The following is a 25,345-nucleotide window of genomic DNA, read 5'->3' on the forward strand; positions in this document are numbered from 1 at the left end:
GCCGTACCGCTTCCTGTCGTCGGCCATCGGGAGGCAGCGCAGAGCGTACGCCTCCCGACAGGGCGCCTGACCGGATTCCGGAACGAGCACGACGAAGAAGGGTGAATGACCCGCTGTCGCGGAGTGGAGCGCGGACCACGCGGGTAGCGTGGTCCGAATGGCCGCCTCGTGAACGGGCCGGGGGCCGGCGTCCCGGCCGGGCCCGCGGCGGCCGTCTCCACCCCGGGGACGGCGGTGGTCCCCGCCGCAGGGCCGCGACGGTCTTCACCCCAGGGCCACGGCCGTTCCCGCGTCCGCGTACCGGGGCACGGTGCGGGACCAGTAGTAACACCCGCGGATCCAGCCGGCCATGCCTTCCACGTAGCCGACGCCCGAAGGGCTCAACTCCGGTCGGATCTCCTCGTACAGCCTTTCGAACTCCCTGATCGTCCGGTTGATCCGCCGGACGGCCAGGGTGACGGCCACCGGAAGGGGGCACCGGTGTGCTCGCTGGTAGGCGAGCGCCAGGTTGATCAGTCCACCCGCCCGCTGCTCCTTGACCGCGGAGAACAGATCGGGGATCCACACCGCCGCGTCGGCCGACAGCCGGCTCAGGTGCCGCATGAGCGGGTGGTGCAGTTCCCCGTCGGTGAGTTCGCACGGCTGCGCCGCCTCGCACAGCGGGTGGAACGGCTCGACGCCCGCGGTGAGGGACCGTATCGAGGTGCAGATCCCGGACCGCACGGGCGAGGGATGGCTCTGGGCCACCGCTTCGTAGAGCAGGCCGTGCACGTACTCGCGGCTCCTGTCCGCCCAGCGCGCCGCCTGGGCGGGCGTGCACCGTTCGCGGACCTGCCGGTGCAGGTCCGCGAGGGCCGCTCCCAGCGGGGTGGCGGGCGCCGCGCCGTCCCGCAGGATCGCGACGCTCTCGCAGAGCATGGGCAGCAGTTCGCCCGGCCGGTGCCGCCCGACCTCCTCGGCGCGGTCGTCGAAGACGAACTGGTAGGCGATCTGCCGGGCGACGAGCCGGAGGATCCCTTCGTCGACGTCCGGGCTGTTGTAGGAGGCCAGTTCGGCGGGGCGGGTGAGGGAGATCATCGCCGCGACCCCGGGTTCGTCGCTCAGGCCGGTCGCGGCCAGCCAGTGGTCGACGTCGGCGGCGGCCGCGGCCTCGTGCGGATGGCGCCGGAACGGGAAGGGCATGTGCAGATGGGCGTCGATCAGCTCCACCAGGGTGGAGGCCGGCGGGCCGCTCTGCGCGAGGGGCGCGACGTCCTCATGCGTGGTGGACATCCTGGTCACCGTCCCTCCGGGTCTCTCCCGCCGCCGGCGCGACGGCCGGGGCACCGGGCGCCAGGGCGGCGGCGCGTGCCGCCGCGCCGCCCGATGTCTGGGCCCGCGGCCGGCAGATCATCGTCAGGGAGCGCGGTCCCAGCGTCGCCCCGGGGCGCGGGGGAGCGACGGGCCCGGGCGGATGGCTCAGCCGCCAGCGGCCGGCGAGGGTGGCCAGGGCCACCGTCATCTCCGCCAGGGAGAACAGGTCGCCGATGCACTTGCGGCTGCCCGCGGCGAACGGGATCAGGGCCCCGTGCGGACCGGCCGCGGCCTCGCCCTCCAGCCAGCGCTCGGGCCGGAACCGCTCCGGCTCGGGGAACGACGCCGGATCGTGGTGCAGCAGATAGGGGCTGTACAGGACGGTGGTGCCGCGCGGCAGGCGGCGTCCGCCGAGCTCCGTCTCCCGGGTCGTGACCCGGGTGAAGAGCCAGCCGGGCGGTGAGTGACGCAGCGTCTCGGTGAGGACGGCCCGGGTGTAGACCAGGCGCGGCAGGTCACCGGCCTCGGGTAACCGCCCGGCGAGGACGGAGTCCACCTCGGCGTGCAGCCGCCGCTCCACCTCCGGGTGCCGGGCCAGCAGGGAGAAGGTGGAGGCGAGGCACATCGACGGGCTCTCGGACCCGGTCAGCAGCAGTGACACCAGCTGGTCGTGGATCTCCCGGTCGGTGACCGGTGTCTCCTCGCCGTCCTCGCCGTCCCGGCCGGCGGCAGCGAGCAGGAGCCCCAGCAGGTCGTCGCGCGGAGCACCGCGGCGGCGCTCCGCCATCGCCGCGTCGACGAGCTCGTGGGTCCGCTCCACCGCGCGCCGGTAACGGCGGTTGGCGGGGGTGGGAAGGCGGAACAGCACGTCGACCGGTACGACCGTGCGGACGAACAGGCCGCGGACGATGACGGCCAGACAGCGCCGCACCTCGTCGGCCGCGGCCGGGCCGAGCGCGTCGGACAGCAGGACCCGGCTGATCAGCCGGGTCGTCAGGCCCAGCATCGCCGCGCTGACGTCGACCCGTTGCCCGTCCCGCCAGTCACGGCACAGCGACGCCGTCTCCTGTGCCATCAGGTCCGTGTGCCCGGCGACGGCGGACGGGCGGAAGGTGGGTTGCAGCAGCCGGCGCTGCCTGCGGTGCTCGGCGTGCGGGCAGGTGACGACGCCGCCGCCCATCAGGGCCCGCAGCCTCTCGTACTGCGGCCCGCCCTTGTCGAACGTGCGGCTGTCCCGGAGCATGCGGTGGACCAGCTCCGGGTGACACACCATCCACGCGCGCTGGGGACCGAGGCGTATTTCGACCAGATCGCCCTGTGCGGGAAGAGAATTCAGAAACTCCAGCGGCCGGCGGAACAAGGCGATACCGTGGCCGATGGATGGGAATATGCCTGGAGCAGTACCAACCGTCCATGCCTGTTCCGGATTCGGAACGCAGCCGTTCATCGCATACCACCCGCTTCGGTCGGCCAGAAAATACGGTGCCGTTGCACCTACATGGCACTTGCACCATCTCCTGCCCAGTTCACGCCGGCCGCCGACTTGATGAACCCTTTCTCCAGGGGGGCGCACGGGTGCACGGAGAAGCGCTGAACGAATCACTCCCGAAGCACGACACACGTCATCCGGATACCCTGCGCCACTCAAACAACTTCACTAATTTCCAGGCTCTTTTTCGGCACGGCGGTTCGCGGGCGGTCCAAAACCCCCGGCGGAGGAAATTTCAGGAGGTGTCCGCCTCGACGAACCGGGCGAGCTTCTCCAGGGCCATGCGCGTGCCCGTCTCGTTGTCGGCGGCGGGGACGGCGTCGGGGATGCCCTCGTGGAGCACGACGACGTCGGTACCGCCGGCCCCGGCGTCGGTGAGGGTCGTCGTCAGGGTCATCGCGCCGCCGAGCGCGGGGTCGGAGGTCTCGAACTCCAGCACCTCGACGACCTGCTCGTCCGGCGCCAGCCGTGCGAAGTGGCCGTGGTACGTGTCGGTGTGCGCGGCCGATTTCCCGGCCGCGTCCGGCGCCTCGTACGTGAGTGAGACACGGAACCGGCCGCCCTCCCGGGCATCGAACGCGTGCACCTCGGCGGTCATCCCGTCCGGCACCCGCCACCGCGCGATCGCCTCACCGCTGGTCAACGCCCGGTAGACGGCCGCACGCGGCGCTTCGACATGTCCGGAGACCCGCGTCGTGTACATGGAGCCACCCTAGGCCCGCCGCTGGGATCCCGGCCCGGTCGCCTGCGCCCCGTCCGCCCCGGTGGGCAGGGGTGGTTCCGTCTCGATGCGGCCCAGTTCCTCGTCCGTGAGGAGGCGGGAGCGGAGCAGGAAGCGGACTCCCTCCGGGGCCTCCAGGGAGAAGCCGCTGCCCCGGCCGGGGACGACGTCCACGGTGAGGTGGGTGTGCGACCAGTACCGGTACTGGTCCGCGCTCATCCAGAACGGGACGTCCCCGGCGACGTGCCCCAGCAGGACGTCCGACGCGCCCACCCGGAACTCGCCGCGCGGGTAGCACATCGGCGCGCTGCCGTCGCAGCAGCCGCCGGACTGGTGGAACATCACCGGGCCGTGCGTCCCGGTCAGCCGCCGCAGCAACTCCTCCGCCCCGGGCGTCAGTTCGACACGTGCCGTGCGCGTGGTCATGCGTTCCTCCCAGTCCGGGCCGGCGACCGCTGCGACGAACGTACCTCCTGCCGGCCCGTAGGGGACCGGCGCGGACGCCGGGACCTACAGCAGGTCGCGCGGCACCTTCTCGTTCCAGGTGCGGGAGAACACCCGGCGGTCCGCCTCGTAGGCGTCCAGCGTCGCGTCGACGAAGAAGTCCGTCTCGTCGCAGCTGAGCCGGGTGCGGGTCACCACCCGCGCGTCCCAGTCGTCGCGCCGGAACGTCATGGTCCACGTGGACTCGCCCGCCGCCGAGGTGAAGTCGTCGGCGACGGCCGTGTACCGCTCGTGGGCCCGGCGCCCGGCCTCGATGCCGGTGTCCTCGAAGCGGACCGTGCCCCGGTCCTTCACGATGTCCAGCTCCGCGTGGTAGCCGACCAGATCGCGCTTGACCTCCCAGCGCTCCTCGGGCGGCGTCAACTGCCGCGTGGCGAGCGGGGGAGTGCCCTCCGGCTCACCGAACGGCGACGACGGCACCTCGTCGGGCTCGTCGACCGGCCGCACGGGCAGCGTGAGCGTGCTGGACCGCTCGTACACGCTGAGCAGCGCGGGCCTCGGCGGGGGCCAGGCCAGCGGCCAGTAGGAGGTGGACAGGGAGAGCCGGACCCGGTGCCCCGGCGGGAACGCCTGCGCCACGCCGTTCAGCGGGATGCTGGCCCGGTACCGGCGCCCGGGCTCCAGCGGCTCCGGGGACTCCGTGCTGTCGCGGCGGGTGAGGTTGAGGATGCCGTACGACACGCGCGTCGCGGCGCCGTCGGGGCTCACGTCGGACAGCCGCGCGGCCACCATCGCGACCGGCTCGCTGACCGACAGGTCGAGTTCCACCGTCGGCGAGCCGAGGATCTCCAGCCGCTCCGCCAGCGGCTCGCTGTCGAAGACCAAAGAACCGCCGTCCTCCTCCCGCTGGTCGTAGGGCAGGTCCGGAGGCGCGTTGTAGGAGGCCCACTTGCCCGCGAACTGGCCCACCGACAGCGGCGACCGCACGGTCATCGCCTCCCCGTCGGTGTCCCCGGCCGGGCCGGCCTCGTCCGGGTCGCGCGGCGGTCCGATCGTGTGCCGGGTGAGCGGGTGCGCCACCTGCCGGATGTGCGGGGACGGCCAGTGCGGTTCGCCGACCCAGCGGCCCGGCCGTTCCTCGTAGGAGGTGGAGGGCGGCACGCTGTCCTGCATCCAGGTCCGCAGCATGGGTCCGTCCATGACGCCGTTGTCGACGCCCTTGAGCCAGTGGTCCCACCACCGCACGAGTTCCTGGAGGTAGCCGATGGCCGGGCCGGGCTCCCCGAGGTGCGGGAACTTGTGCGACCACGGCCCGATCAGGCCCTTGCGCGGGACGTCCAGGTTGCCCAGCAGCCGGGTCACGGCGTTGGAGTAGCCGTCCGCCCAGCCGCTGGAGGCCAGCACCGGGCAGCGCACGGCGGAGTAGTCCTCGCACACGGAGGCGTGCCGCCAGTAGTCGTCGCGGCGCTGGTGGCGCAGCCACTGCAGCACCCACGGCTCGGTCTGCTCCAGCCGCTCGTGCCACATCGCGCGCCAGCGCTCGCCGACGACGGCCGGGTCGGGCGGGCAGGTGCCGTAGGCGAACATGGTGCCCGCCTCGGCGAGGTTGTCCGACAGCAGCGCGCCGCCCATGTAGTGCATGTCGTCGGCGTGCCGGTCGTCGGTGAAGGAGGCGATGGCGATGGCCTTCAGGCTCGGCGGGCGGCGGGCCGCCACCTGCAGCGCCGCGAACGCGCCCCAGGAGATGCCCATCATGCCCGTGCCGCCGTCGCACCAGGGCTGCTCCGCCAGCCAGGCGAGCACCTCCTCGGCGTCGGCCTGCTCCCGCTCCAGGTACTCGTCGCGCAGCACCCCCTCGGAGTCGCCGGTGCCGCGCAGGTCGACACGGACACAGGCGTAGCCGTGCCCGGCGAGGTAGGGGTGGTGGATCGAGTCCCGTACGGCCGTCAGGTCGCGCTTGCGGTACGGGATGTACTCCAGCACCGCCGGTACCGGCTCCGTGTCGGAGGAGGTGGGGCGCCAGATCCGCGCGGAGAGCCGGACCCCGTCGGACATCGGGATCGTGACGTGCTCCTCCTCCTTGGTCGCGTACGGCAGGTTGGTCACGTAACGCATGGAACCCACGTGCTCCTCACTTCCGCGCGGCGCCGGCCTCGGGCGGGGCGTCCTCGAACTCGAGGCCCAGGGCGGCCACGCAGTGGTCGAACTTCTCCCGCAGCTCCTTCTCGTCGGCGCCGCCGGTGTAGATGTGCGCCAGCTCGTAGCTGTAACTGTCCTGTCCGGGAAGGTCGGAGAGCCGGTCGCCCGCCTCGGGAATCACCTCGATGCGCACGCCAGGGGTCTCCCGCTCGATGCGGTCGATCTCCTCGCGGCTCGGCACCCGGCGCACCACGCCGTCGGTGAACCAGCGGTGGTACCACTTCGCGGCCCTCGCGTACGGCCCCTCGCCCTGCGGCATGTGCGGGTCCTCGCCGAGGGCGAGGCGCACCATGCAGTGGTGGTTGGGCACGCCGTCGACGTACCGGAACAGCTCCGCGTGCGACTGGGAGTGCCGGGGGTTGATCTCCAGCAGGTCGACCTGCTGCGTGTGCGGGTCGTAGAAGTACTCGATGCTGAAGGTCGCCGAGTCCATCCCGATCTGCCGCATCACCCGCTTGCTGACGTCGTGCAGCTGCGCGACGACCGGCGGCGGCAGCGTCGAGGGGTACTGGTGGCGCAGGAAGCAGGAGGAGTCCGGGTAGTTGATGGAGTCCAGCACGCCGTAGACCGTGACCTCGCCCTGGTGGACGTAGCCCTCCACGGCGACCTGGACGCCCGACATCGACTCCTCGGCGAGGCAGACCCGGCCGCCGACGCCGTCCATCTCCGGTGGCAGGTCGATGCGTTCCAGGATGTGCTCGAAGGGCCGGCCGATCCGGGAGATGCCCTCGCGGATCTCGGCGACCGCCTTGTGGAACTCCTCCTCGTCGGCGACGCCGAAGGCGAGTTCGGACGAGTAGGACAGGGCGGGCTTGACCCACATCGGGAACGTCACGCCCTCGGGCGGACGGGGCGGGTCGGCGGACAGGTCGACACGGCCGAAGCGCGGGTGCCGGTCCGTGGCCTTGCGCTGCTCCAGCCGGCTCCAGTACTTGTGCTCGCACTTGACCACCGACTCGAGGCTGGTGCTGCGGGTGCCGTAGCGCTCGCTCAGGATCGGCACGAGCGTGCTAACGGGGAAGTCCCAGTAGCCGACGATCGCGTCGACGCTGCCGTCGAAGGTGTCCAGCACGCGCTGCGCCTTGTCGAGCAGCGTGGGCAGATGCACCTCGCCGACCTGGAGTTCCTCGATGGTCAGCAGCTGGTGGAAGCGCAGCCGATCGGCTCCCGGTATCTGCCGCAGCGTCGGCATGTTGGCTTCGTCGAGTCCGATCACGAAGACGTTCTTGACCGTCTCGTCCGACACGGCTCTCCTTCCGACGTCCGGCCCGAAGGCCGGGGATTGCAAGATCGTCGGAGTACCCGCTGTGCCGACCGGCATGCAGCCGGCGCACCCCGCCGCCCCGCCCGGACGCCGGCAGGAGAGCCGCGCCTCGCGCCCGGCGAGCCGCTGCCGTGCACGGTCGGCGAGGCCGTCGCCGTGGCCGGCACGCGGTGACCCGGTTCACGCCCCGGCGGACAGGGGCAGCTCCGCCCAGATGGTCTTGCCGGTGGCCGTCTGGCGGGTGCCCCACCGCTCGGCGAGCTGGGCGACCAGCAGCAGACCGCGTCCGCCCTCGTCGAAGACACGCGCCCGGCGCAGGTGCGGCGCGCTGCTGCTGCCGTCGGACACCTCGCAGATGAGGGCCGCGTCGCGGATCAGCCGCAGCTCGATGGGGGCACCGCCGTACCGCAGCGCGTTGGTGACCAGCTCGCTGACGATCAGCTCGGCGGCGAACTCGGCCTCCAGCAGGCCCCATTCGGCGAGCTGCCCGCCCGCCAGCTTGCGGGCCCGGGCCACCGCCGCCGGTTCGGGCGGCAGCTGCCAGGTGCGGACCTGTCTCTCGTCGAGCACGGCCGTGCGGGCCAGCATCAGCACGATGTCGTCGGCGGGACGGCCCGCCGGCACCGCGCGCAGCACCCGGTCGCAGGTCTCCTCGAGACTGCCGGCCGGGTCGCTCAGCGCCCGGCGCAGCAGGGCGATACCCACCTCGACGTCACGGCCGGCCGCCTCGATCAGGCCGTCGGTGTACAGGGCGAGCAGACTGTCCTCCTCCAGGAGCACCTCGGAGGCTTCGAACGGCAGCCCGCCCAGCCCGAGCGGCGGACCGGCCGGCAGGTCGAGGACGCGGACGTCGCCGTCGGGCGTGACCAGGGCGGGCGGTGGATGTCCCGCGCGGGCCATGGTGCAGCGCCGGGACACCGGGTCGTACACGGCGTACAGGCAGGTGGCGCCGATCTGCCCCGATGCCTCCTCGGCGCCGCGCGTCTCCGGCCCCTCCTCCCGGTCGAGCCGGATGACCAGGTCGTCCAGCTGGGTGAGCAGCTCGTCGGGGGCGAGGTCCACGTCCGCGAGCGTGCGCACCGCGGTCCGCAGCCGGCCCATCGTGGCCGACGCCTGGATGCCGTGGCCCACCACGTCACCCACGACCAGGGCCACCCGCGCGCCGGAGAGCGGGATGACGTCGAACCAGTCGCCGCCGATGTCCGCTCCCGGGGCGGCCTGCGGGGGACCGGAACCGGTCGGCAGGTAGCGGTAGGCGACCTCCAGCGCCGCCAGCCGCGGCGGCCGCTCGGGCAGCAGGCTGCGCTGGAGGGCCAGCGCCGTGCGGCGTTCGCGGGTGTAGCGGCGCGCGTTGTCCACGCTCACCGCCGCCCGGGCGACGATCTCCTCCGCGAGCAGCAGGTCGTCCTCGCTGAACGGCTCCGGCGTCCGGTGCCGCAGGAAGTGCACCAGGCCCAGGGTCACGCCCCGGGCGCGCAGCGGCACCATCATCACCGAGTGGATCAGGTGCCGGCTCATGGACTCGGCCCGGGCCGGGGAGGTCCTGAGCCATCGGCGCAGCTCCGGATCGCCCGGCCGGCGCCGGGTGGCCCGGCCCGCGGCCAGGGTCCGCAGCGGGAGCGTCCCCACCGGGTAGTGGGTCGCCTCCCCGGCGGCGACCACCGACTCCGGGCAGCCCTCCAGTACCGACCGCTGCGCGGTACGCCGCACGGTGACCGGCGCGTCCGCCGGCAGCGGGCCCGGCTCCGCGCCCAGCGCCACGGACTCCAGCAGGTCCACGGTGACGAAGTCCGCGAACCCGCCGACGGCCACCTCGGCCATCTCCTCGGCCGTCCGGGTGACGTCCAGCGTGCTCCCGATCCGCAGACTCGCCTCGTTGAGCACCGCCAGCCGCCGCCGGGCCCAGTACTGCTCCGTGGTGTCGAAGACGGTCGCGGACATGCCCTGCACGGCACCGGTCCCGTCCTTCAGGGGCGACAGGAACATCGACCAGGCGTGCGGCCGGGTCTCGCCGGGGGCCTGGCCGTGGTCCTCGTGAAAGATCATCTCGCCGGTGCGCAGCACCTCCCGCTGGAGCCGGTCGTACTCGTCGAAGGGCGGGGCGGGCTGGATCTCCCACAGCGTGCGGCCCCGCATCTCCTCCTCGGTCCGGCCCATGACCTGCGTCATGATCTCGTTGGCGGCGACGAGCCGCGCCTGCCGGTCGTAGACCGCCACGGGCACGGGGAGCTGGGAGAGGGTGAGGTCCCACAGTGCCGTCGGCCGCTGCCCGGTCCGCCGGGCCAGGTGGGCCGGGGCGCTGCCGGTCACCAGCCACAGCCGCCTGCCGTCGGCGTCCAGCAGCGGCGTTCCCTGCAGCCGGACCACGACCCGGTCGCCGTCCCGGTGCCGCAGCGCGACCTCACCGGACCACGGCTGCCCGTCGCGCACGTGCCGTCGCGTGGACGGGGGAAGGGCGGCGGCGAGCAGCTCCGTGACCGGCCTGCCCACGATCTCGGCCGACTCGTGCCCGAGCAGGCGGCGCGCGCCGTCGCTCCACACCAGGACGGCCCGGTCGGCGTCGACGACCACCGCCAGGTCCTCCGGTACGCGTCCCTCCACGGTGCCTCCGGATGTGACGCCCTCGGCTGCTCACGATGTTCCTGCCCCGATTGTCCCGCTCCCGGGTGCGTGGGGCGCGTCTGCCGACGGGGACGCCGGTGACCAGCGTGGACGCCTCAGATGACGGCGCGGACGGCCCGCTCGAAGCCCTCGACGTGCTCACGGGCCAGCCGCGCCGCCCGTTCCGGCTCACCGGCGACGACCGCCTCGATCAGCGGTCCGTGCTCCTCGACGTGGCCGGCCATGTGGGGCAGGCGGTCGAGGAACAGGCACCAGATGCGGGTGGCGAGGTTGTCGTGCCGGACGAGGGTGTCCTCCAGATACGGGTTGTGCGCGGCCGCGTAGATCGCGCGGTGCGCCTGGAGGTCGAGGTGCATGAGCTCGGCGTCCTGCCGGCCGGGAGCCGCGCCGGCGAGCTCCTGACGCAGCGCGGTCAGGGCCGCCCGGTCGGCGACCGTGGCCCGGCGCGCGGCCCGGGCCGCGGCCAGCGGTTCCAGCTCCAGGCGCACCTCGCAGATGTGGGCCAGGTCGGTGATGTTGACCTCGGTGGCGAACGTGCCGCGCCGGGGGTAGGTCGTGATCAGCCGCTCGTACTGGAGGCGCTTGAGCGCCTCGCGCACCGGCGTGCGGCCGACGCCGAGGGACTGGGCCAGCTGCTCCTCGTGGATGGGCGCGCCCGGGCGGATCTCCAGCATGACGAGCCGGTCCCGGACGGCGCGGTAGGCGCGTTCGGCGAGAGACAGCTCCCCGCCTCCGGGTTCACTGCCCCTGGGCTCGGTCGCCAGCTGCTGCATGAAGGCCCCCTTGACCTGTCCGGCGAGCTCCCATACCGTACCGCACAGCCTGATATATCAGTTGTGCATGAGTCGGCCGTCAGGATGGAGCCCCGGCATGACCGACCGACCGCCGCCCGAGCACCCCGACTTCCTCTGGCGCAATCCCGAGCCGCGCTCCTCCTACGACGTCGTCGTCGTCGGCGGGGGCGGCCACGGCCTGGCCACCGCCTACTACCTCGCCCGCAACCACGGCATCACGAACGTCGCCGTGCTGGAGAAGGGCTGGCTGGCCGGCGGCAACATGGCCCGCAACACCACCATCATCCGCTCCAACTACCTCTGGGACGAGAGCGCGGCCCTCTACGAGCACGCGCTGAAGCTCTGGGAGCGGCTCCCCGAGGAACTGGACTACGACTTCCTGTTCAGCCAGCGCGGCGTCCTCAACCTCGCGCACACCCTCCAGGACGTCCGTGAGGGCGTGCGCCGCGCGAGCGCCAACCGGCTCAACGGCGTCGACGCCGAGTGGCTGGAGCCGGACCAGGTCGCCGAGGTCTGCCCCATCCTCGACGTCTCGCCGCACACCCGCCATCCGGTCCTCGGCGCCACCTTCCAGCCCCGGGCCGGCATCGCCAAGCACGACCACGTCGCCTGGGCACTGGCCCGCGCCGCCGACGCCCTGGGCGTCGACCTGATCCAGGGCTGCGAGGTCACCGGCTTCGTCAAGGACGGCGACCGGGTCGTCGGCGTCGAGACCGACCGCGGCCGCATCCACGCCGGACGCGTCGGACTCGCCGCCGCCGGGCACAGCAGCGTGCTGGCCGCGCGGGCGGGCGTCCGGCTGCCCGTGCAGTCCCACCCGTTGCAGGCCCTGGTCTCCGAGCTGCACGAGCCGGTGCACCCGACCGTCGTCATGTCCAACCACGTGCACGTCTACGTCTCCCAGGCGCACAAGGGCGAACTGGTGATGGGCGCGGGCGTCGACTCCTACAACGGGTACGGGCAGCGCGGCTCGTTCCACGTGATCGAACGGCAGATGGCCGCCGCCGTCGAGCTGTTCCCGGTCTTCGCCCGCGCCCATGTGCTGCGCACCTGGGGCGGCATCGTCGACGTCACCCCGGACGCCTCCCCGATCATCGGCCGCACGCCCGTGACGGACCTGTACGTCAACTGCGGCTGGGGGACCGGCGGTTTCAAGGCGACTCCGGCGGCCGGCTGGACCTTCGCGCACACCCTCGCCACGGGCGAGCCGCATCCGCTCAGCGCGCCCTTCGCCCTCGAACGCTTCACCACGGGCGCTCTGATCGACGAACACGGCGCGGCGGCCGTGGCCCACTGAGGAGGACACCACCGTGCTGCTGATCACCTGCCCGTGGTGCGGCCCGCGGGACGAGACCGAGTACCACTACGGCGGACAGGCCCACGTCCCGTACCCCGAGGACCCGTCCGGCCTCACCGACGAGGAGTGGGCCGCCTACGTCTTCTACCGCGACAACCCCAAGGGCGAGTTCGCCGAGCGGTGGATGCACGGCACCGGCTGCCGCCGCTGGTTCAACGTGCTGCGCGACACCGCCACGCACGAGGTGCTGGCCTCCTACCGGCCCGACGAGCCCCGCCCCGGAGGGACCCGATGACCGACCAGCCTTTCCGGCTCCCGCGCGGCGGGCGGATCGACCGCGGCACCGTGCTGCGGTTCACCGTCGACGGACGGGAGCTGACCGGCCACCCCGGCGACACCGTCGCCTCCGCCCTGCTCGCCCACGGCCTCGCCGGGGCCGCTCCCTCCCTGTACCGCGGGCGCCCGCGCGGCATCGTCGCCGCGGGCGTCGAGGAACCCAACGCCCTGCTGCGACTCGACGGGCCGTGCGCGGAGAGCATGCTCCCGGCCACGACGGTCGAGCTGTACGACGGTCTGTCCGCCACCACCCTCTCCGGCCGGGGCCGGCTCGATCCGAGCCCCGACCCGGCCGTCCACGACAAGAAGTACGTCCACACCGACGTCCTGGTCGTGGGGGCCGGACCGGCCGGTCTTGCCGCCGCCGCCACGGCCGCCGGTTCCGGGGCCCGCGTGCTGCTCCTCGACGACCAGCCGGAGCCGGGCGGTGCGCTGCTGTCCGGCGGCCTCGACCGGGTCGCCGGGCTGCGCGCCGCGCTCGACGCCGCCGACGAGGCCGTCGTCCTGCCGCGCACCACGGCCTTCGGCTCGTACGACGACAACTACGTGCTGGCCCTCCAGCGGCGCACCGACCACCTGGGGCCGGCCGCCCCCGAGGGCGTCTCCCGCCAGCGGCTGTGGCACATCCGGGCCCGTCGGGTGGTGCTGGCCACCGGGGCGCACGAGCGGCCGCTGGTCTTCGCCGGCAACGACCGGCCCGGGGTGATGCTCGCCGGGGCCGTCCGCACCTACCTGGGCCGCTACGGCGTCGCGGCGGGTTCACGGGCCGTGGTCGGCACCACCGACGACAGCGCCTACGACACGGTCGCTGACCTGCATGCCGCCGGTGTGGCCGTGGCGGCGGTCGTGGACACGCGCGCCGAACGGTCCGCCCGGGCCGCCGAGGTCGCCGCCGCGACCGGCGTACGGATCCTCACCGCGAGCGCGGTCACCGGTACGGCCGGCGCGCCGCGGATCACCTCGGTCACGGTCCGCGGGATCGACGCGGACGGCGAACCCACGGGAGCACCCGAGTCGTTCGACTGCGACCTGCTCGCCGTCTCCGGCGGCTGGAACCCGGTGGTGCACCTGCACAGCCAGCGCCAGGGCCGGCTCCGCTGGGACGAGGACCTCGCCGCCTTCGTCCCCGACGGGACCGTCCGGGACCAGTGGATCGTGGGCGCGGCCAACGGGACGTACGACCTGGACGGCTGTCTGGCCGAAGGAGCCCGGGCCGGGGCGCTGGCCGCGGCGGAGGCCGGCTTCCCGGTGCCCGTGCCGCCACCGCCCGCCGCCCCGCCCACCGCTGCGACGCGCCCCCTGTGGCTCGTCCCCGGCACCGACGGCACCTGGGACACCCACTTCGTGGACCTCCAGCGTGACGTCACGGTCGCCGACGTGCGGCGGTCCACCGGTACCGGCATGCGCGGGGTCGAGCACGTCAAGCGCTACACCTCGCTCGGCACGGCCAACGACCAGGGAAAGACCTCCGGCGTCAACGCCATCGGAGTGATCGCGGGCATCCTCGGCGGTTCGCCCGGCGAGATCGGCACCACGGCCTACCGGGCGCCGTACACGCCGGTCGCCTTCGCCGCCCTGGCCGGGCGTGAGCGCGGTGAGCTGTTCGACCCGCAGCGGACGACCTCCCTGCATGCCTGGCACGTCGCGCACGGGGCGGTGTTCGAGAACGTGGGGCAGTGGAAGCGGCCCCGGTACTACCCCCGGCCCGGCGAGGACATGGACGCGGCGGTGGCCCGCGAGTGCCGCGCGGCGCGCGAGGGCGTGGCGTTCATGGACGCCTCCACCCTCGGCAAGATCGAGATCCGGGGCGCGGACGCGGGCGAGTTCCTCAACCGCGTCTACACCAACGCCTTCAAGAAGCTGAAGCCCGGCACGGCCCGCTACGGCGTGATGTGCAGGCCCGACGGCATGATCTTCGACGACGGCGTGACCCTGCGCCTCGACGACAACCGCTACTTCATGACCACCACCACCGGCAACGCCGCCGCGGTCCTGGACTGGCTGGAGGAGTGGCTGCAGACCGAGTGGCCCCACCTCGACGTGTACTGCACCTCGGTGACCGAGCAGTGGGCGACCATCGCGGTGGCGGGCCCGCGCTCGCGCCAGGTCCTCGCCCCGCTCGCACCGGAGCTGGACCTGTCGCCCGAGGCCTTCCCCTTCATGGCCTTCCGCGAGACCACCCTGGCAGGCGGCATCCCCGCCCGCGTCTGCCGCATCTCCTTCTCCGGTGAACTCGCCTACGAGATCAACGTCTCCGCCTGGTACGGCCAGGCCGTCTGGGAGCGGGTGCACGCGGCCGGGCAGCCGTACGGCATCACCCCCTACGGCACCGAGGCCATGCACGTGCTGCGGGCCGAGAAGGGCTACATCATCGTCGGGCAGGACACCGACGGCACGGTCACCCCGCAGGACGCGGGCATGTCCTGGGTGGTGTCGCAGCGCAAGGAGTTCATCGGCAGACGCTCCTTCTCCCGTGCCGACACCGCCCGTCCGGACCGCAAGCAACTGGTCGGCCTGCTGCCGGCCGACCGTGCGACCCGGCTGCCCGAGGGCACACAACTGGTCGCCCCGGACGTCTGCCTGGAGACGGTGCCCGTGCCGATGCTCGGGCACGTCACCTCCAGCTACCACTCCCCGGCCCTCGGCCGTCCCTTCGCCCTCGCGCTCGTCGCCGGCGGGCGGTCACGGATCGGCGAGACCCTGCTCGCCCCTGTGGGCGAGGACCTGGTGCCCGTCGAGGTGACCGACTGCGTCCTCTACGACCCGGAAGGGACCAAACGCGATGGCTGAGCCCATGACCGACGCACGGGTGAGCCCCCTGGCCCACCTGGCGGAGCGGATGCGCGCCGCCGCCGTCACCGGGCCGCGCGGCGTGTCCCTGACCGAACTGCCGTTCCACACCATGGTGAACCTGCGCGCCGACCCCGCCTCCGAAGCCGCCGAACGCCTGGCGAAGACCCTGGGTGCGCGGCTGCCGGACCACTGCGGGCACACCACCGCGTCCGGACGCCACACGCTGTTCTGGCTCGGCCCCGACGAGTGGCTGGTGCTGTCCCGGGCCGACGGGGCGGCCCTGACCGCCGAGTTGCGGGAGGCGCTCGGGCCGGACCCGGGGTCCGTCGTCGACGTCTCCGCGCACCGCACCACCCTGGAACTCGGCGGCCCGGCCGCCCGGCAGGTGCTGGAGAAGGGCTGCCCGCTGGACCTGCACCCCCGGGCCTTCGGTCCCGGCCGGGCGGTGTCGACCACGGTCGGCCAAGTCGCCGTGCTGCTCTGGCAGGTCGACGACCGGCCGGTCTACCGCCTGTTCCCGCGCTCCTCGTTCGCCGACCACCTGGGTCGCTGGCTCATCGACGCGATGGCCGAGTTCCGCGGGCCGCAGGTGCCGTGACCGGGGTGGTCGCGCCGCTCGGGCCGAGGCGGGGCGTCAGCCTGCCAAGCGCTCCACCAGCAGCAGACCGCCGATGACGATCATCAGCACACCGGAGGCCCGGGTGACCGCCCGGGCCACGGCCGGCCGGGCCCTCAGGACCGTGCGGGCCAGCACCCCGACCGCGAGGTAGACACCGGCGCAGGCGGTCATGTGCAGGGCGCCGAGCAGACCGGTCTGCGTGGCGACCGGCCAGCCGCCCTCCGGGTCGATGAACTGCGGGAACAGCGAGAAGTACAGCAGCAGTGCCTTGGGGTTCAGCCCGCTGGTCCCGGCGCCCTTGAGCATGACCCGCAGCCGCGAGGAGCCGTCGGCGCCCGCCCCGTGCCCGGCGCCCGCCCCGTGCCCGGCGCCCGTCTCGGCCCCGGCCGCCGTCAGCACGGTCGGCTGCCGCAGCGCGTCCCAGCCCAGCCACACCAGGTACCCGGCCCCCGCGACGGTCAGCGCGGTGAGCAGGGTCGCCGAGCTCGCCACCACCACGACCAGGCCCGCCACGGCGAGCACCGTGTAGCCCGCGTACCCGGCGATCAGCCCGGCGACCGCCGGGACGACCGACCGGTCCCTGAGCCCCGCCGTGATCGCGAAGGCCCAGTCCGCGCCGGGCGTGAACACCAGCAGCAGATCCATGGCCAGGAAGGCCGCCAGCGTCGTCGTGTCCATGAAGCGATCCCTCTCACGTGCCGTGGTGCGAGAGGAAGGCTAGATCGGATCGGTGCGAAGGTGTTCCCGGATTTACTCCATGATCGCGTCTTCTGGGGCAGAATCTTCGCCATGGATGCCCTCGACCGGAAAATTCTGACCGAGCTGCAGCGGGACGGCCGTCTGACCGTCACCGAGCTGGCCGCGCGCGTGCAGCTGAGCGTCTCCCCGTGCCACCGCCGACTGCGCGACCTCGAACGCGAGGGCGCGATCCGCGGGTACCGGGCGGTCGTGGACCCGGCCGCGGTGGGACTCCACTTCGAGGCCCTCGTCTTCGTCACCCTGCGCTGGGAGGACGCCGACACCGTCTCCGCGTTCGAGGAGGGCGTGGCGGCCGTCCCGCACGTGCTGCAGGCCCAGCGCCTGTTCGGCGACCCCGACTACCTGCTGCGCGTCGCCACCACCGACCTGGCCGCCTTCCAGCAGCTCTACGACCAGCGCCTCGCCCGGCTGCCCGGTGTGCAGCGCCTGAACTCCACGCTCGTCATGAAACACGTGGTGGACGACCGCCCGCTGCCCGAGTGACCGGACGCGGGCAGCGGTCGGCCCGGGCGGGAACGCCCCGAAGTGCCCGGTCGTTGCACAGGAGTTCGTCCGCGTCGCCGATCCGAGGGAGCATCGTGCCCGACACCCTGCCCGACCCGTCCACCGCCCTCCCCGCACTCCCGGCCCCGAGCGCGCAGGCCGAGCGGCTGATCGAGCTGGGGGTGCACGAGATCGCCGGGCTGTCCGCCGACGAGGTCCGTGCCGTCGCCGCCGGGGCCGGGGGAGAGGGCGCCCTGCTGGCCGTGCACCCGGACCGGGCACCGGCCTCGGCCCTCGCGCCGCTGCTGTGCCGCGACGGCAAGCCGGGCTTCGTCGTCGTCGACATGCCGGACGTCGACGACTTCACGCCCTGCGGCGTCGAGCTGCCCGACGCGCCGCTCTACGTTGTCGCAGGTGTCGACCGGGGCGACCGCATGGCCAACTGGAGCCCCGACGAGGCCCTGCCGGCGCTCACCGGCGAGGGCCGCACCCCGCTCGTCCTGACCGAGGGCATCCACTGGCTGCTCCAGCAGCCCGAGGCCCTGGAGCGCAACCGCTGCTTCATGACCATCGGCTCCCGGCTGCGCAAGGCCGACGGCACGCTGGACGCCCGTACGCCGGCGATCTGGATCAGCAACGGCACCGGCCGGGACGGCCGCGAGCGCCGCAACGCCCCCAAGGTCGGCTGGTGCTGGTGGAACAACCGCCACACCTGGCTCGGTTTCGCCTCGGCGACCCACCGCGGGGCGTAGCCGGCGGTCCCCGGGCGCCGCGGTGCCCGGGGACCACCCGCCGGGAAGCGGGGCTCAGAACCTGGGGCGCGGCGCCTGGGCCTCGACGAGTTCCGCGGCCTCCGCCTCCGTCTCGACGGACGGCGGGGAGCCGGCCAGGGGCTTGTTCGCGGTCTCCCGCATGCACAGGACGGCGATCACGCCGACGGCCGCCGCGCCGGTGGCGTAGTACGCCGGCATCAGGGTCGAGTCGAAGGCGCTGATCAGCGCCGTGATCACCAGGGGAGTCGTGCCGCCGAACACCGAGGTCGCCAGGTTGTAGGCCACCGACAGGGAGCCGTAGCGCACCTGGGTGGGGAAGATCGCCGGGAGCGCCGCCGACATCGTGCCGAGCATCGCCACCAGCGACAGCCCCATCAGCAGCAGCCCCAGAGAGATCAGCACGACGCTGCCCTGCCGGATCAGCAGGAACGCCGGCAGCGACAGGAAGAGGAAGCCCAGCATTCCCGTCATCAGCAGCGGCCTGCGCCCGAAACGGTCCGAGAGCCGCCCGACCCGGGTGATGACGCACATCTGCAGCACCATCACGAGCAGCAGGATCAGCAGCCCGTGGTTCGTGCCGTAGCCCAGCTCGTCGGACAGGTACGTCGGCATGTACGACAGCAGCATGTAGTCGGTGATGTTGTACGCCGCGACCAGCGCCAGGCACAGCAGCAACGGCCGCCAGTACCGGGTGAAGATCTTGCCGAGATCGGCCGCGGCCGAGGTCTCCACGGCCTCGGCGGCCTCGCTCGCCTGGACCTGGCTGCCCTCCAGCTTCCGGAACGCGGGCGTCTCGTCCAGCTTCAGCCGCAGATACAGCCCGATGAGACCCAGCGGTGCCGCGACCAGGAACGGGATCCGCCAGCCCCAGGAGAGCATCTGCTCGTCGCTGAGGAGGGTCTGCAGCACCACGACGAGACCGGAGGCCCCGACGTAGCCCGCGAGCGTGCCCAGCTCCAGGAAGCTGCCGAAGAAGCCGCGCCGCTTGTCCGGCGCGTACTCCGCGATGAAGGTGGAGGCGCCGCCGTACTCCCCGCCGGTCGAGAAGCCCTGCACCAGCCGGAAGAAGATCAGCAGGGCCGGGGCCCACAGGCCGATGACGGCGTGCGAAGGGATGACGCCGATGGCGAAGGTGCCCACGGCCATCATGATCATCGTCAGGGAGAGGATGCGCTTGCGGCCGACCTTGTCACCGAGCGGCCCGAAGACCATGCCGCCCAGCGGACGCACCAGGAAGGCAACCGCGAACGTCGCGAAGGAGCTCAGCAGCTGGGCGGTGTCGTTCCCGGACGGGAAGAAGACCTGCCCGATGGTCGAGGCCAGATAGCTGTAGATGCCGAAGTCGTACCACTCCATCGCGTTGCCCAGAGCGGCCGCCTTGGTGGCGCGCTTGACCGCCGCCTCGTCGGTCACCGTGATGTCGCTGCGGCGCAGCTTCGGGTGGCGTCGCTTCTCGATCGCCCGGAACAGCACCCGGTGCCGTCTCACCGCCGCCGGATCCGGCGATGCGTCGTTGTCGGGCGCCGCCATCGGTCGTTCCTTTCGCCGGGTGGTCCATTCCAAGCAGAACGCCTGCACAGATCTCGCGTCCTCAAACGACTCCCTTCGCGCGGCGTCCGGCCGATCACCGCGCGTGAGGAAGGGCGGCCACCGGGAGCACGGAGCGCCCGGCGCGGTCGCGGGCGGTCGCCCGGTCGTGTGTGCTGGTGCCCTGGTGGGGAACCTGGTTCGCCCGGGTCGGCCCTTGGCGGAAGGAGCTCATGTGACGGCATCGGCGCCGGGCGGCGGCAGCCAGGGCGCACCGGAGAGCGACCACGAACCGGATCCGCGCCGGTGGCGGGCTCTGTGGGTCACCCTGGTCGCCGGCTTCATGAGCCTGCTGGACGTGTCGATCGTGGCGGTGGCCCTGCCCACCATCCAGCGGGAGCTGCACGCCTCCGCCGCGCAGGTGCAGTGGGTGGTGTCCGGCTACGCCCTGAGCTTCGGGCTGGCCCTGGTCACCGCCGGCCGCCTCGGTGACGCCCTCGACCGGCGTCGCATCTTCCTGCTCGCCCTCAGCGGTTTCGTGCTGTTCAGCGCGGCCTGCGGAGCGGCCCCCAGCATCGCCCTGCTGGTGGCGGCCCGCCTCGCCCAGGGCCTGGCCGCCGGGTTCATGGCACCGCAGAACTCCGCGCTCATCCAGCAGATGTTCCGGGGTGCGGAGCGCGGACGCGCCTTCGGCTTCTTCGGTGCCACCGTCGGCATCTCCTCCGCGGTCGGCCCCCTCGCCGGCGGTCTGATCCTGGCGCTGGCCGACGGCCCCCAGGGCTGGCGGTGGATCTTCTACATCAACGTCCCCATCGGCATCCTCGCCGTGCTCCTGGGCCGTCGTCTGCTGCCCCGCACCCGGCGGTCGGGCCGGGAACACGTGGACCTGCCGGGCGTGCTGCTCCTCGGCCTGGGCGTCCTCGCGCTGATGTATCCGCTGGTGCAGGCCGAGGCCGGCGGTCTCACCCGCCTGTGGTGGCTGTTCCCGGCCGGCGCCGTCCTGCTCGTCGTCTTCACCCTGTGGCAGCGCCGGCTGCTGTCCCGGGGCACCCAGCCGCTGCTCGACCCGCGCCTGTTCACCGAGGTGCGGGGCTACGCCGTCGGCGCCGGCGTCGGCACCCTCTACTTCATCGGCTTCAGCGGCATCTGGCTGGTCTTCGCCCTCTTCTACCAGCACGGCCTCGGCTTCTCGCCGCTGCGGTCCGCCCTCGCCGTGACGCCGTTCGCCGTCGGCTCGGCCTGCGCGGCCGCCGTCTCCGGCCGGCTGGTGGACCGGCTCGGGCGGCTGCTGACCGTGGGCGGGCTCACGGGCGTGATCGTCGGGCTCGGCGGCACCGCGCTGCTGCTGCGCTTCGCGCCCCTGGACGTCGCGCCCTGGCTGACGGCACCGGCCCTGTTCCTCGGCGGTCTCGGCGGTGGGTGCGTGATCTCCCCGAACATCACCATGACCCTGCGGGACGTCCCCGTGCACATGGCCGGCGCGGCGGGCGGCGCGCTGCAGACCGGGCAGCGGCTGGGCGCCGCCGTGGGCACCGCCGCCCTGCCCGGCCTGTTCTACCTGGTGCTCGGCCACCGCGACGACGACTACCGCGGCGCCCTCTTCCTCGCCCTGGTCGCCGGCATCGTCGGCATGGCGGCGTCGCTCGCCCTGGCCGCGTTCGACTGGCGACGCGACCGGCGTGCCCGCCAGTCGCACCGCACCTGCCCGGACGACGTCGCCAACAGCCCGGTGCACGCCCGGCAGAGCTGAGCCGTCAGGCGTCGGCGGGGGCGGGGTCCGACAGCTCACCGCGCAGGGCGGCCAGGACGAAGGCCGTCATCGACGCCACGCCCAGCACGGCGAGCGGCCCCCAGATCGCCGGGATCGCCCAGAGCGGCCAGTCGTTGGCGGACCGCGCCCAGAGCGTCAGGATCGCCAGCACGCCCAGGACGGCACCGTGCCACCGCACCACCTGCCCCGCCGTCGCGTGCCGGCGGTCGCCGCGCCGGAACAGCGGCCACACCACGCCCACCAGTCCGGCCAGGCCGAACGAGAGACAGGCCAGCGCCCCGCCCAGCCGGTCCGCCGGCCACCCCACGGGCCCGTCGGCCGTCTGCTGACGCCGGCCCTCGGCGTCCCGGACCTCGACGAGCCGCCCGCGCCAGATCACCCCGACGACCCGCTCCCCGGGCGCCGCCTCGGACAGCACGGGCTCCGTGGTGGGGAACGTCACATGCCAGGCGGAGCCGGAGGGCGGCACCAGCACCGCCTCGGGGGACTCGTGGCGCTCCCCGCGGTTCAGCTCGGCCGAGCGCACCGTGAACTCCTGCTCCCACCGGCACTGGGCCGCCCGCGCCGGTGCCGCGTCACAGACCGGCGTCGCCTCGTACGCCCGCTCCCGCTCCAGCGCGCCGCGCACCTGGACGGCGGACACCACCCCGACGGCGAGTGCCACGGCCGAGAGCACCAGCCACACGACGGACCGCATCGCGCCGCTCCCCGACGATCTCACCGTTCCCCGCCCCTTCAGCCGCCGTCACCAGGTGAGGGTCAGTGAACCCCCGACCGGCAGATCGTGCCGACGATCGGCCCACCCGTCGAGCCGGGGCACCCGGTTCTGCCTCGCGCAGTGGATGATGCGTCGCAGTGGGTGATGTGTCAACCATGCGTAGACTGCGCCCATGGCAGAAGAACCGCGATGGCTGACGCCTGAGGAGCAGCGCGCCTGGCGGGGGTTCGTCCGGCTGCAGGAGCGGCTCATGGGGCGCCTCGGGCGGCTGTTGCAGTCCGAGTCGAACGTGTCGCCCGCCGACTTCGCGGTCCTGGTGCACCTGACGGACGCCCCGGACGGACGCCGCCGTCACCAGGACCTGGCCCGCGCCCTGGAGTGGGAGAAGAGCCGGATGTCCCACCACATCGCGCGCATGGCCGGGCGCGGCATGGTGGTGCGCGAGGAGTGCCCGGAGGACGGCCGCGGCGCGTTCGTGGTGATCACGGACGCCGGGCGGGCCGCGATCGAGGCGGCCGCCCCGCGCCACGTCGCCGCCGTGCGTGACCTGTTCGTCGACCACGTCACGCCGGCGGAGCTGCGGGTCCTGGCGGAGATCTCCGAGCGTGTGCTCGCCCGGATGGACGAGGACGGGCCCTGACGAGGGCCGCCGTGGCCGTCCACCCGCCCGCGTGACATAGTAGTTGATACGACAACTAGCACGGGTGAGGGGTGGTCCCGGTGAGCAACGTGGAAACCGCGCCGGAGGCGCTGGGCTGCGGCGCGACCGCGGACGGCGGGGCGGCCGCCGGGACGCCGCACGTCGAGGTGCTGTCCGCGCGGGAAGTGCCGCTGGGCGGCCCGCGGGCCCTGCCCGTGCGCCGGACGCTGCCCCAGCGGGCCAGGTCGCTGATCGGCGCCTGGTGCTTCGCCGACCACTACGGCCCGGTCGACGCCACCACGACCGGCATGGTCGTGCCCCCGCACCCGCACACCGGCCTGCAGACCGTGAGCTGGCTCTTCAGCGGGGAGATCGAGCACCGCGACAGTCTCGGCACCCACGCCCTGATCCGTCCCGGCGAGCTCAACCTGATGACCGGCGGACACGGCATCGCCCACTCGGAGGTCTCCACCCCGGCGGCGACCGTCCTGCACGGGGTCCAGCTGTGGGTGGCCCTGCCCGACGAACACCGCGACACCGCCCGGGACTTCCAGCACCACGTGCCCGAAGCCGTACGCGTCGACGGCGCCGTCATCAGCGTCTTCCTCGGCTCGCTCGCCGGCAGCACCTCCCCGGTGCGGACGTTCACGCCCCTGCTCGGCGCCGAGATCACCCTCGCACCGGGAGCGACGCTCACGCTTTCCGTGGACACCGCCTTCGAGCACGGCCTGCTCGTCGACAACGGGGACGTCCGCCTCCTCGGCACCCCCCTGAAGCCGGCCGAACTCGGCTACGTCCCCTGCGGATCCGGCACGCTGACACTCGCCAACGACTCCGACGCCCCCGCCCGGACGATCCTGCTCGGCGGACCTCCCTTCGAGGAGGAGATCGTCATGTGGTGGAACTTCATCGCCCGCTCGCACGAGGAGATCGCGCGGGCCCGCGAGGACTGGACGCGGGGCACGCGGTTCGGCGTCGTCCAGGGCTACGACGGCGACCCCCTCCCGGCACCCGCCCTGCCGAACATGCCGCTGAAGCCCCGGGGAAGGGCGCGCGCGGCCGGGTAGGCCACGGACCCGGCCGGGCCCGTGGCCCGGCGCGTCGGCGTCATCGCGGTCCGGGGGCCGGGGGAGGGGGCAGGACGGCGGCCGAAGCCGTGCGGGCCTCCAAGGCGTGCAGGACCGCCACCATGTCCTCGGCGCCGTGGCCGCGCGCGACGGTCTCCTCGAAGAGGACGTGGCAGAGGTCGAGAAGCGGAGACGCCAGGTCCGCCGCGCGGGCGGCCTCCGCGATCAGGCGGTTGTTCTTCAGCACGTCCGCGGCGGCCGCCTGGACGGTGAAGTCGCGCTCCAGCAGCTTCGGCGCCTTGACCCGGGAGACGGCACTGGCCATCGGCCCGGCGTCCAGCACGTCCCGGAGCAGCCGCTGGTCCAGGCCGTGCCGGTCCGCGAAGTGGAACGCCTCGGCGAGCCCCGTGACCAGGGTGATCAGGAACAGGTTCACGGAGAACTTCATCAGCAGCGCCCCGGGGACCGCCCCGCACCCGAACGTCTCCCGGCACATCGGGGCGAGCAGGGGCCGTACGGCCGCCACGGCGTCCTCGTCACCGGCGAGCATCCCCACCAGTTCGCCCCGTTCCGCCGGGACGCGTGATCCCGACACCGGAGCCTCGACGTAACGCCCGCCCGCGGCGCGGACGTCGTCCTGCAGGCCGCTGGAGTACTCCGCGGACGTGGTGCCCATGTGGACGACGGTGCGTCCGGCGATGCGCGCGGCGAACTCCGGGCCGCCCCGCCCCAGCACCGCGTCGACGGCGGCCTCGTCGGCCAGCATCAGGAACACCGTGCCGCACCGCCGGAAGACCTCGGCCGCGCTCGCGGCGACCTCACCGCCCGCGGCACGCACCGGTGCGCACCGCCCGGAGGTGCGGTTCCACACCAAAGGCCGGGAACCGGCACGGGCGAGATTGAGCGCCATGGGCTGCCCCATGACCCCCAGGCCGATGAAACCGACGTCCATGACGCACCGCCCTGTCCGGCCCTCGCGCGAGCCGTCCGCTCTGCCGTCCTCCGCTATGACAGCGGTCATAGTAGCCCTCGTCATGACGCCGGTCATAGAGTGACGGCGAAGCGGGCGGACGCGGTGGAGGTGCGCGATGGCGGTGGCCGAGCGGGGGCCGCGCGAGCGGATGGTGTTCAGCGCGGCCCAGCTGATCCGGCGCGACGGGGTCGTCTCCACCGGCCTGCGCGAGGTGGCCGTCGAGGCCGCCGCGCCGCGCGGGTCGCTCCAGCACTACTTCCCCGGCGGCAAGACACAGCTGGTCGACGAGGCCGTCGGCTGGGCGGGCCGCTACGCGTCGGGCCGGGTCGCGCGGTACCTGGCCGCGCTGCCCGAACCGACCCCGAGCGGGCTGTTCGCCGCCATGGTGCGGCAGTGGACCGACGAGTACGAGACCGCCGGTTTCGCGGGCGGCTGCCCGGTCGCGGCCGCCACGGTCGACTGCGCGGAATCGGCCCCCTCCACCCGGGAGGCGGCCTCCGCCGCGTTCACCGCCTGGACCTCGGCGACGGCCGGAGCCCTGGTCGAACTGGGCGTGCCCGGGGAACGCGCGGGGCAGCTCGCCACGCTCATGATCAGCGCCCTGGAGGGAGCGATCCTTCTCGCCCGGGCCGAGCGGGACGTCCGCGCCCTGACGACCGTCGCCCGCGAACTCGGCCCCCTGCTCGACGCGGCGGTGCGCACCGACGACTGACCGGCCGCGGCGGTGCGCACCGACGGCCGGCCTGCCGCGGCGCGCCCCGTC

The 25,345-nt window shown here is 73.4% G+C and carries 22 protein-coding genes; 10 read left to right on the forward strand and 12 right to left on the reverse strand.

Annotation, left to right across the window (positions count from 1 at the left end; genetic code table 11):
* Nucleotides 1-264 precede the first annotated feature (264 nt).
* The 8 genes from ACIGAQ_RS25095 to ACIGAQ_RS25130 all read right to left on the reverse strand — a co-directional run bounded on the left by ACIGAQ_RS25095 (nucleotide 265) and on the right by ACIGAQ_RS25130 (nucleotide 10,805).
* Nucleotides 265-1,272, reverse strand: coding sequence for a (-)-alpha-amorphene synthase (locus ACIGAQ_RS25095; protein ID WP_399786293.1), 1,008 nt, complete (start codon nucleotides 1,270-1,272; stop codon nucleotides 265-267).
* Nucleotides 1,256-2,740 carry a cytochrome P450 gene (locus ACIGAQ_RS25100; RefSeq protein WP_399786296.1) on the reverse strand — a complete coding sequence of 495 codons (1,485 nt, stop codon included), beginning with the start codon at nucleotides 2,738-2,740 and terminating at the stop codon, nucleotides 1,256-1,258. The genes ACIGAQ_RS25095 and ACIGAQ_RS25100 overlap by 17 nt, the downstream gene beginning before the upstream one ends.
* 277 nt (nucleotides 2,741-3,017) lie before the next feature.
* Nucleotides 3,018-3,485 carry an SRPBCC domain-containing protein gene (locus ACIGAQ_RS25105; RefSeq protein ID WP_399786299.1) on the reverse strand — a complete coding sequence of 156 codons (468 nt, stop codon included), beginning with the start codon at nucleotides 3,483-3,485 and terminating at the stop codon, nucleotides 3,018-3,020.
* 9 nt (nucleotides 3,486-3,494) lie between these two features.
* Nucleotides 3,495-3,929, reverse strand: a complete 435-nt coding sequence (locus tag ACIGAQ_RS25110) for a DUF779 domain-containing protein (protein ID WP_399786302.1) — start codon at nucleotides 3,927-3,929, stop codon at nucleotides 3,495-3,497.
* 84 nt (nucleotides 3,930-4,013) lie between these two features.
* Complete coding sequence (locus ACIGAQ_RS25115) at nucleotides 4,014-6,062, reverse strand: CocE/NonD family hydrolase (RefSeq protein WP_399786305.1); 2,049 nt, start codon at nucleotides 6,060-6,062, stop codon at nucleotides 4,014-4,016.
* 16 nt (nucleotides 6,063-6,078) lie between these two features.
* Nucleotides 6,079-7,338 carry an acetyl-CoA carboxylase biotin carboxylase subunit family protein gene (locus tag ACIGAQ_RS25120; protein ID WP_399787138.1) on the reverse strand — a complete coding sequence of 420 codons (1,260 nt, stop codon included), beginning with the start codon at nucleotides 7,336-7,338 and terminating at the stop codon, nucleotides 6,079-6,081.
* 252 nt (nucleotides 7,339-7,590) lie between these two features.
* Nucleotides 7,591-10,011: a SpoIIE family protein phosphatase gene (locus ACIGAQ_RS25125; RefSeq protein ID WP_399786307.1), complete on the reverse strand. Its 2,421-nt coding sequence runs from the start codon at nucleotides 10,009-10,011 to the stop codon at nucleotides 7,591-7,593.
* Nucleotides 10,012-10,127: 116 nt separating this feature from the next.
* Nucleotides 10,128-10,805, reverse strand: a complete 678-nt coding sequence (locus tag ACIGAQ_RS25130; protein WP_399786310.1) for a GntR family transcriptional regulator — start codon at nucleotides 10,803-10,805, stop codon at nucleotides 10,128-10,130.
* Nucleotides 10,806-10,902: 97 nt separating this feature from the next.
* Between ACIGAQ_RS25130 and ACIGAQ_RS25135 the strand changes: the two genes are divergently transcribed.
* Genes ACIGAQ_RS25135 through ACIGAQ_RS25150 form a run of 4 tightly spaced genes read left to right on the forward strand, consistent with a single transcriptional unit; the run spans nucleotide 10,903 to nucleotide 15,850 of the window.
* Nucleotides 10,903-12,123, forward strand: a complete 1,221-nt coding sequence (locus ACIGAQ_RS25135) for a sarcosine oxidase subunit beta family protein (protein WP_399786313.1) — start codon at nucleotides 10,903-10,905, stop codon at nucleotides 12,121-12,123.
* Nucleotides 12,124-12,136: 13 nt separating this feature from the next.
* The gene (locus tag ACIGAQ_RS25140; protein WP_311682006.1) at nucleotides 12,137-12,418 is read left to right on the forward strand and encodes a sarcosine oxidase subunit delta; all 282 of its coding nucleotides are present in this window, start codon (nucleotides 12,137-12,139) and stop codon (nucleotides 12,416-12,418) included.
* Nucleotides 12,415-15,249, forward strand: coding sequence for a sarcosine oxidase subunit alpha family protein (locus ACIGAQ_RS25145; RefSeq protein ID WP_399786317.1), 2,835 nt, complete (start codon nucleotides 12,415-12,417; stop codon nucleotides 15,247-15,249). The genes ACIGAQ_RS25140 and ACIGAQ_RS25145 overlap by 4 nt, the downstream gene beginning before the upstream one ends.
* On the forward strand, nucleotides 15,242-15,850 hold the full coding sequence (locus ACIGAQ_RS25150; RefSeq protein ID WP_399786320.1) for a sarcosine oxidase subunit gamma: 609 nt from the start codon (nucleotides 15,242-15,244) through the stop codon (nucleotides 15,848-15,850). Before ACIGAQ_RS25145 ends, ACIGAQ_RS25150 begins: the two co-directional genes overlap by 8 nt.
* A gap of 36 nt (nucleotides 15,851-15,886) precedes the next feature.
* Here ACIGAQ_RS25150 and ACIGAQ_RS25155 read toward each other — a convergent pair whose 3' ends face one another.
* A complete protein-coding gene (locus ACIGAQ_RS25155) occupies nucleotides 15,887-16,549 on the reverse strand; it encodes a LysE family translocator (RefSeq protein ID WP_399786323.1) in 663 nt (220 codons plus the stop codon).
* Nucleotides 16,550-16,660: 111 nt separating this feature from the next.
* Between ACIGAQ_RS25155 and ACIGAQ_RS25160 the strand changes: the two genes are divergently transcribed.
* Nucleotides 16,661-17,113, forward strand: coding sequence for an Lrp/AsnC family transcriptional regulator (locus tag ACIGAQ_RS25160; protein WP_094054221.1), 453 nt, complete (start codon nucleotides 16,661-16,663; stop codon nucleotides 17,111-17,113).
* Between the two features lie 95 nt (nucleotides 17,114-17,208).
* Nucleotides 17,209-17,865 (forward strand): DUF5701 family protein, encoded by a 657-nt coding sequence (locus tag ACIGAQ_RS25165; RefSeq protein WP_399786326.1) that lies wholly within the window; start codon nucleotides 17,209-17,211, stop codon nucleotides 17,863-17,865.
* 54 nt (nucleotides 17,866-17,919) lie between these two features.
* On the opposite strand, the gene proP is transcribed toward ACIGAQ_RS25165, so the two are convergent.
* Nucleotides 17,920-19,416 carry a glycine betaine/L-proline transporter ProP gene (proP, locus tag ACIGAQ_RS25170; RefSeq protein WP_399786329.1) on the reverse strand — a complete coding sequence of 499 codons (1,497 nt, stop codon included), beginning with the start codon at nucleotides 19,414-19,416 and terminating at the stop codon, nucleotides 17,920-17,922.
* Nucleotides 19,417-19,648: 232 nt separating this feature from the next.
* On the opposite strand from proP, the gene ACIGAQ_RS25175 reads away from it, so the two are divergent.
* On the forward strand, nucleotides 19,649-21,163 hold the full coding sequence (locus tag ACIGAQ_RS25175) for an MFS transporter (RefSeq protein WP_399786332.1): 1,515 nt from the start codon (nucleotides 19,649-19,651) through the stop codon (nucleotides 21,161-21,163).
* A 4-nt stretch (nucleotides 21,164-21,167) separates the two neighbouring features.
* Here the strand turns inward: ACIGAQ_RS25175 and ACIGAQ_RS25180 are convergent, their stop codons facing one another.
* A complete protein-coding gene (locus ACIGAQ_RS25180; RefSeq protein WP_399786335.1) occupies nucleotides 21,168-21,881 on the reverse strand; it encodes a hypothetical protein in 714 nt (237 codons plus the stop codon).
* 193 nt (nucleotides 21,882-22,074) lie between these two features.
* Here ACIGAQ_RS25180 and ACIGAQ_RS25185 point away from each other — a divergent pair, with 193 nt between their 5' ends.
* Both ACIGAQ_RS25185 and ACIGAQ_RS25190 read left to right on the forward strand, forming a co-directional pair.
* Nucleotides 22,075-22,542 (forward strand): MarR family winged helix-turn-helix transcriptional regulator, encoded by a 468-nt coding sequence (locus tag ACIGAQ_RS25185; RefSeq protein ID WP_399786338.1) that lies wholly within the window; start codon nucleotides 22,075-22,077, stop codon nucleotides 22,540-22,542.
* An 80-nt stretch (nucleotides 22,543-22,622) separates the two neighbouring features.
* Nucleotides 22,623-23,609, forward strand: coding sequence for a pirin family protein (locus ACIGAQ_RS25190; protein ID WP_399786341.1), 987 nt, complete (start codon nucleotides 22,623-22,625; stop codon nucleotides 23,607-23,609).
* 40 nt (nucleotides 23,610-23,649) lie between these two features.
* Here the strand turns inward: ACIGAQ_RS25190 and ACIGAQ_RS25195 are convergent, their stop codons facing one another.
* Nucleotides 23,650-24,561: an NAD(P)-dependent oxidoreductase gene (locus ACIGAQ_RS25195; protein ID WP_399787141.1), complete on the reverse strand. Its 912-nt coding sequence runs from the start codon at nucleotides 24,559-24,561 to the stop codon at nucleotides 23,650-23,652.
* A 136-nt stretch (nucleotides 24,562-24,697) separates the two neighbouring features.
* On the opposite strand from ACIGAQ_RS25195, the gene ACIGAQ_RS25200 reads away from it, so the two are divergent.
* Nucleotides 24,698-25,294 carry a TetR/AcrR family transcriptional regulator gene (locus ACIGAQ_RS25200; protein WP_311681994.1) on the forward strand — a complete coding sequence of 199 codons (597 nt, stop codon included), beginning with the start codon at nucleotides 24,698-24,700 and terminating at the stop codon, nucleotides 25,292-25,294.
* Nucleotides 25,295-25,345 lie beyond the last annotated feature (51 nt).

The sequence above is a fragment of the Streptomyces sp. NPDC085932 genome, from assembly GCF_044540525.1.
Taxonomy (GTDB): Bacteria; Actinomycetota; Actinomycetes; order Streptomycetales; family Streptomycetaceae; genus Streptomyces; species Streptomyces levis.

Bases quoted from the DNA above. Each gene is read 5' to 3' on its own strand.
- ACIGAQ_RS25095 (WP_399786293.1), bottom strand. From the start codon at position 1,272: ATGTCCACCACGCATGAGGACGTCGCGCCCCTCGCGCAGAGCGGCCCG.
- ACIGAQ_RS25100 (WP_399786296.1), bottom strand. From the start codon at position 2,740: ATGAACGGCTGCGTTCCGAATCCGGAACAGGCATGGACGGTTGGTACT.
- ACIGAQ_RS25105 (WP_399786299.1), bottom strand. From the start codon at position 3,485: ATGTACACGACGCGGGTCTCCGGACATGTCGAAGCGCCGCGTGCGGCC.
- ACIGAQ_RS25110 (WP_399786302.1), bottom strand. From the start codon at position 3,929: ATGACCACGCGCACGGCACGTGTCGAACTGACGCCCGGGGCGGAGGAG.
- ACIGAQ_RS25115 (WP_399786305.1), bottom strand. From the start codon at position 6,062: ATGCGTTACGTGACCAACCTGCCGTACGCGACCAAGGAGGAGGAGCAC.
- ACIGAQ_RS25120 (WP_399787138.1), bottom strand. From the start codon at position 7,338: ATGCCGACGCTGCGGCAGATACCGGGAGCCGATCGGCTGCGCTTCCAC.
- ACIGAQ_RS25130 (WP_399786310.1), bottom strand. From the start codon at position 10,805: ATGCAGCAGCTGGCGACCGAGCCCAGGGGCAGTGAACCCGGAGGCGGG.
- ACIGAQ_RS25135 (WP_399786313.1), top strand. From the start codon at position 10,903: ATGACCGACCGACCGCCGCCCGAGCACCCCGACTTCCTCTGGCGCAAT.
- ACIGAQ_RS25145 (WP_399786317.1), top strand. From the start codon at position 12,415: ATGACCGACCAGCCTTTCCGGCTCCCGCGCGGCGGGCGGATCGACCGC.
- ACIGAQ_RS25150 (WP_399786320.1), top strand. From the start codon at position 15,242: ATGGCTGAGCCCATGACCGACGCACGGGTGAGCCCCCTGGCCCACCTG.
- ACIGAQ_RS25155 (WP_399786323.1), bottom strand. From the start codon at position 16,549: ATGGACACGACGACGCTGGCGGCCTTCCTGGCCATGGATCTGCTGCTG.
- ACIGAQ_RS25160 (WP_094054221.1), top strand. From the start codon at position 16,661: ATGGATGCCCTCGACCGGAAAATTCTGACCGAGCTGCAGCGGGACGGC.
- proP (WP_399786329.1), bottom strand. From the start codon at position 19,416: ATGGCGGCGCCCGACAACGACGCATCGCCGGATCCGGCGGCGGTGAGA.
- ACIGAQ_RS25180 (WP_399786335.1), bottom strand. From the start codon at position 21,881: ATGCGGTCCGTCGTGTGGCTGGTGCTCTCGGCCGTGGCACTCGCCGTC.
- ACIGAQ_RS25185 (WP_399786338.1), top strand. From the start codon at position 22,075: ATGGCAGAAGAACCGCGATGGCTGACGCCTGAGGAGCAGCGCGCCTGG.
- ACIGAQ_RS25195 (WP_399787141.1), bottom strand. From the start codon at position 24,561: ATGGACGTCGGTTTCATCGGCCTGGGGGTCATGGGGCAGCCCATGGCG.
- ACIGAQ_RS25200 (WP_311681994.1), top strand. From the start codon at position 24,698: ATGGCGGTGGCCGAGCGGGGGCCGCGCGAGCGGATGGTGTTCAGCGCG.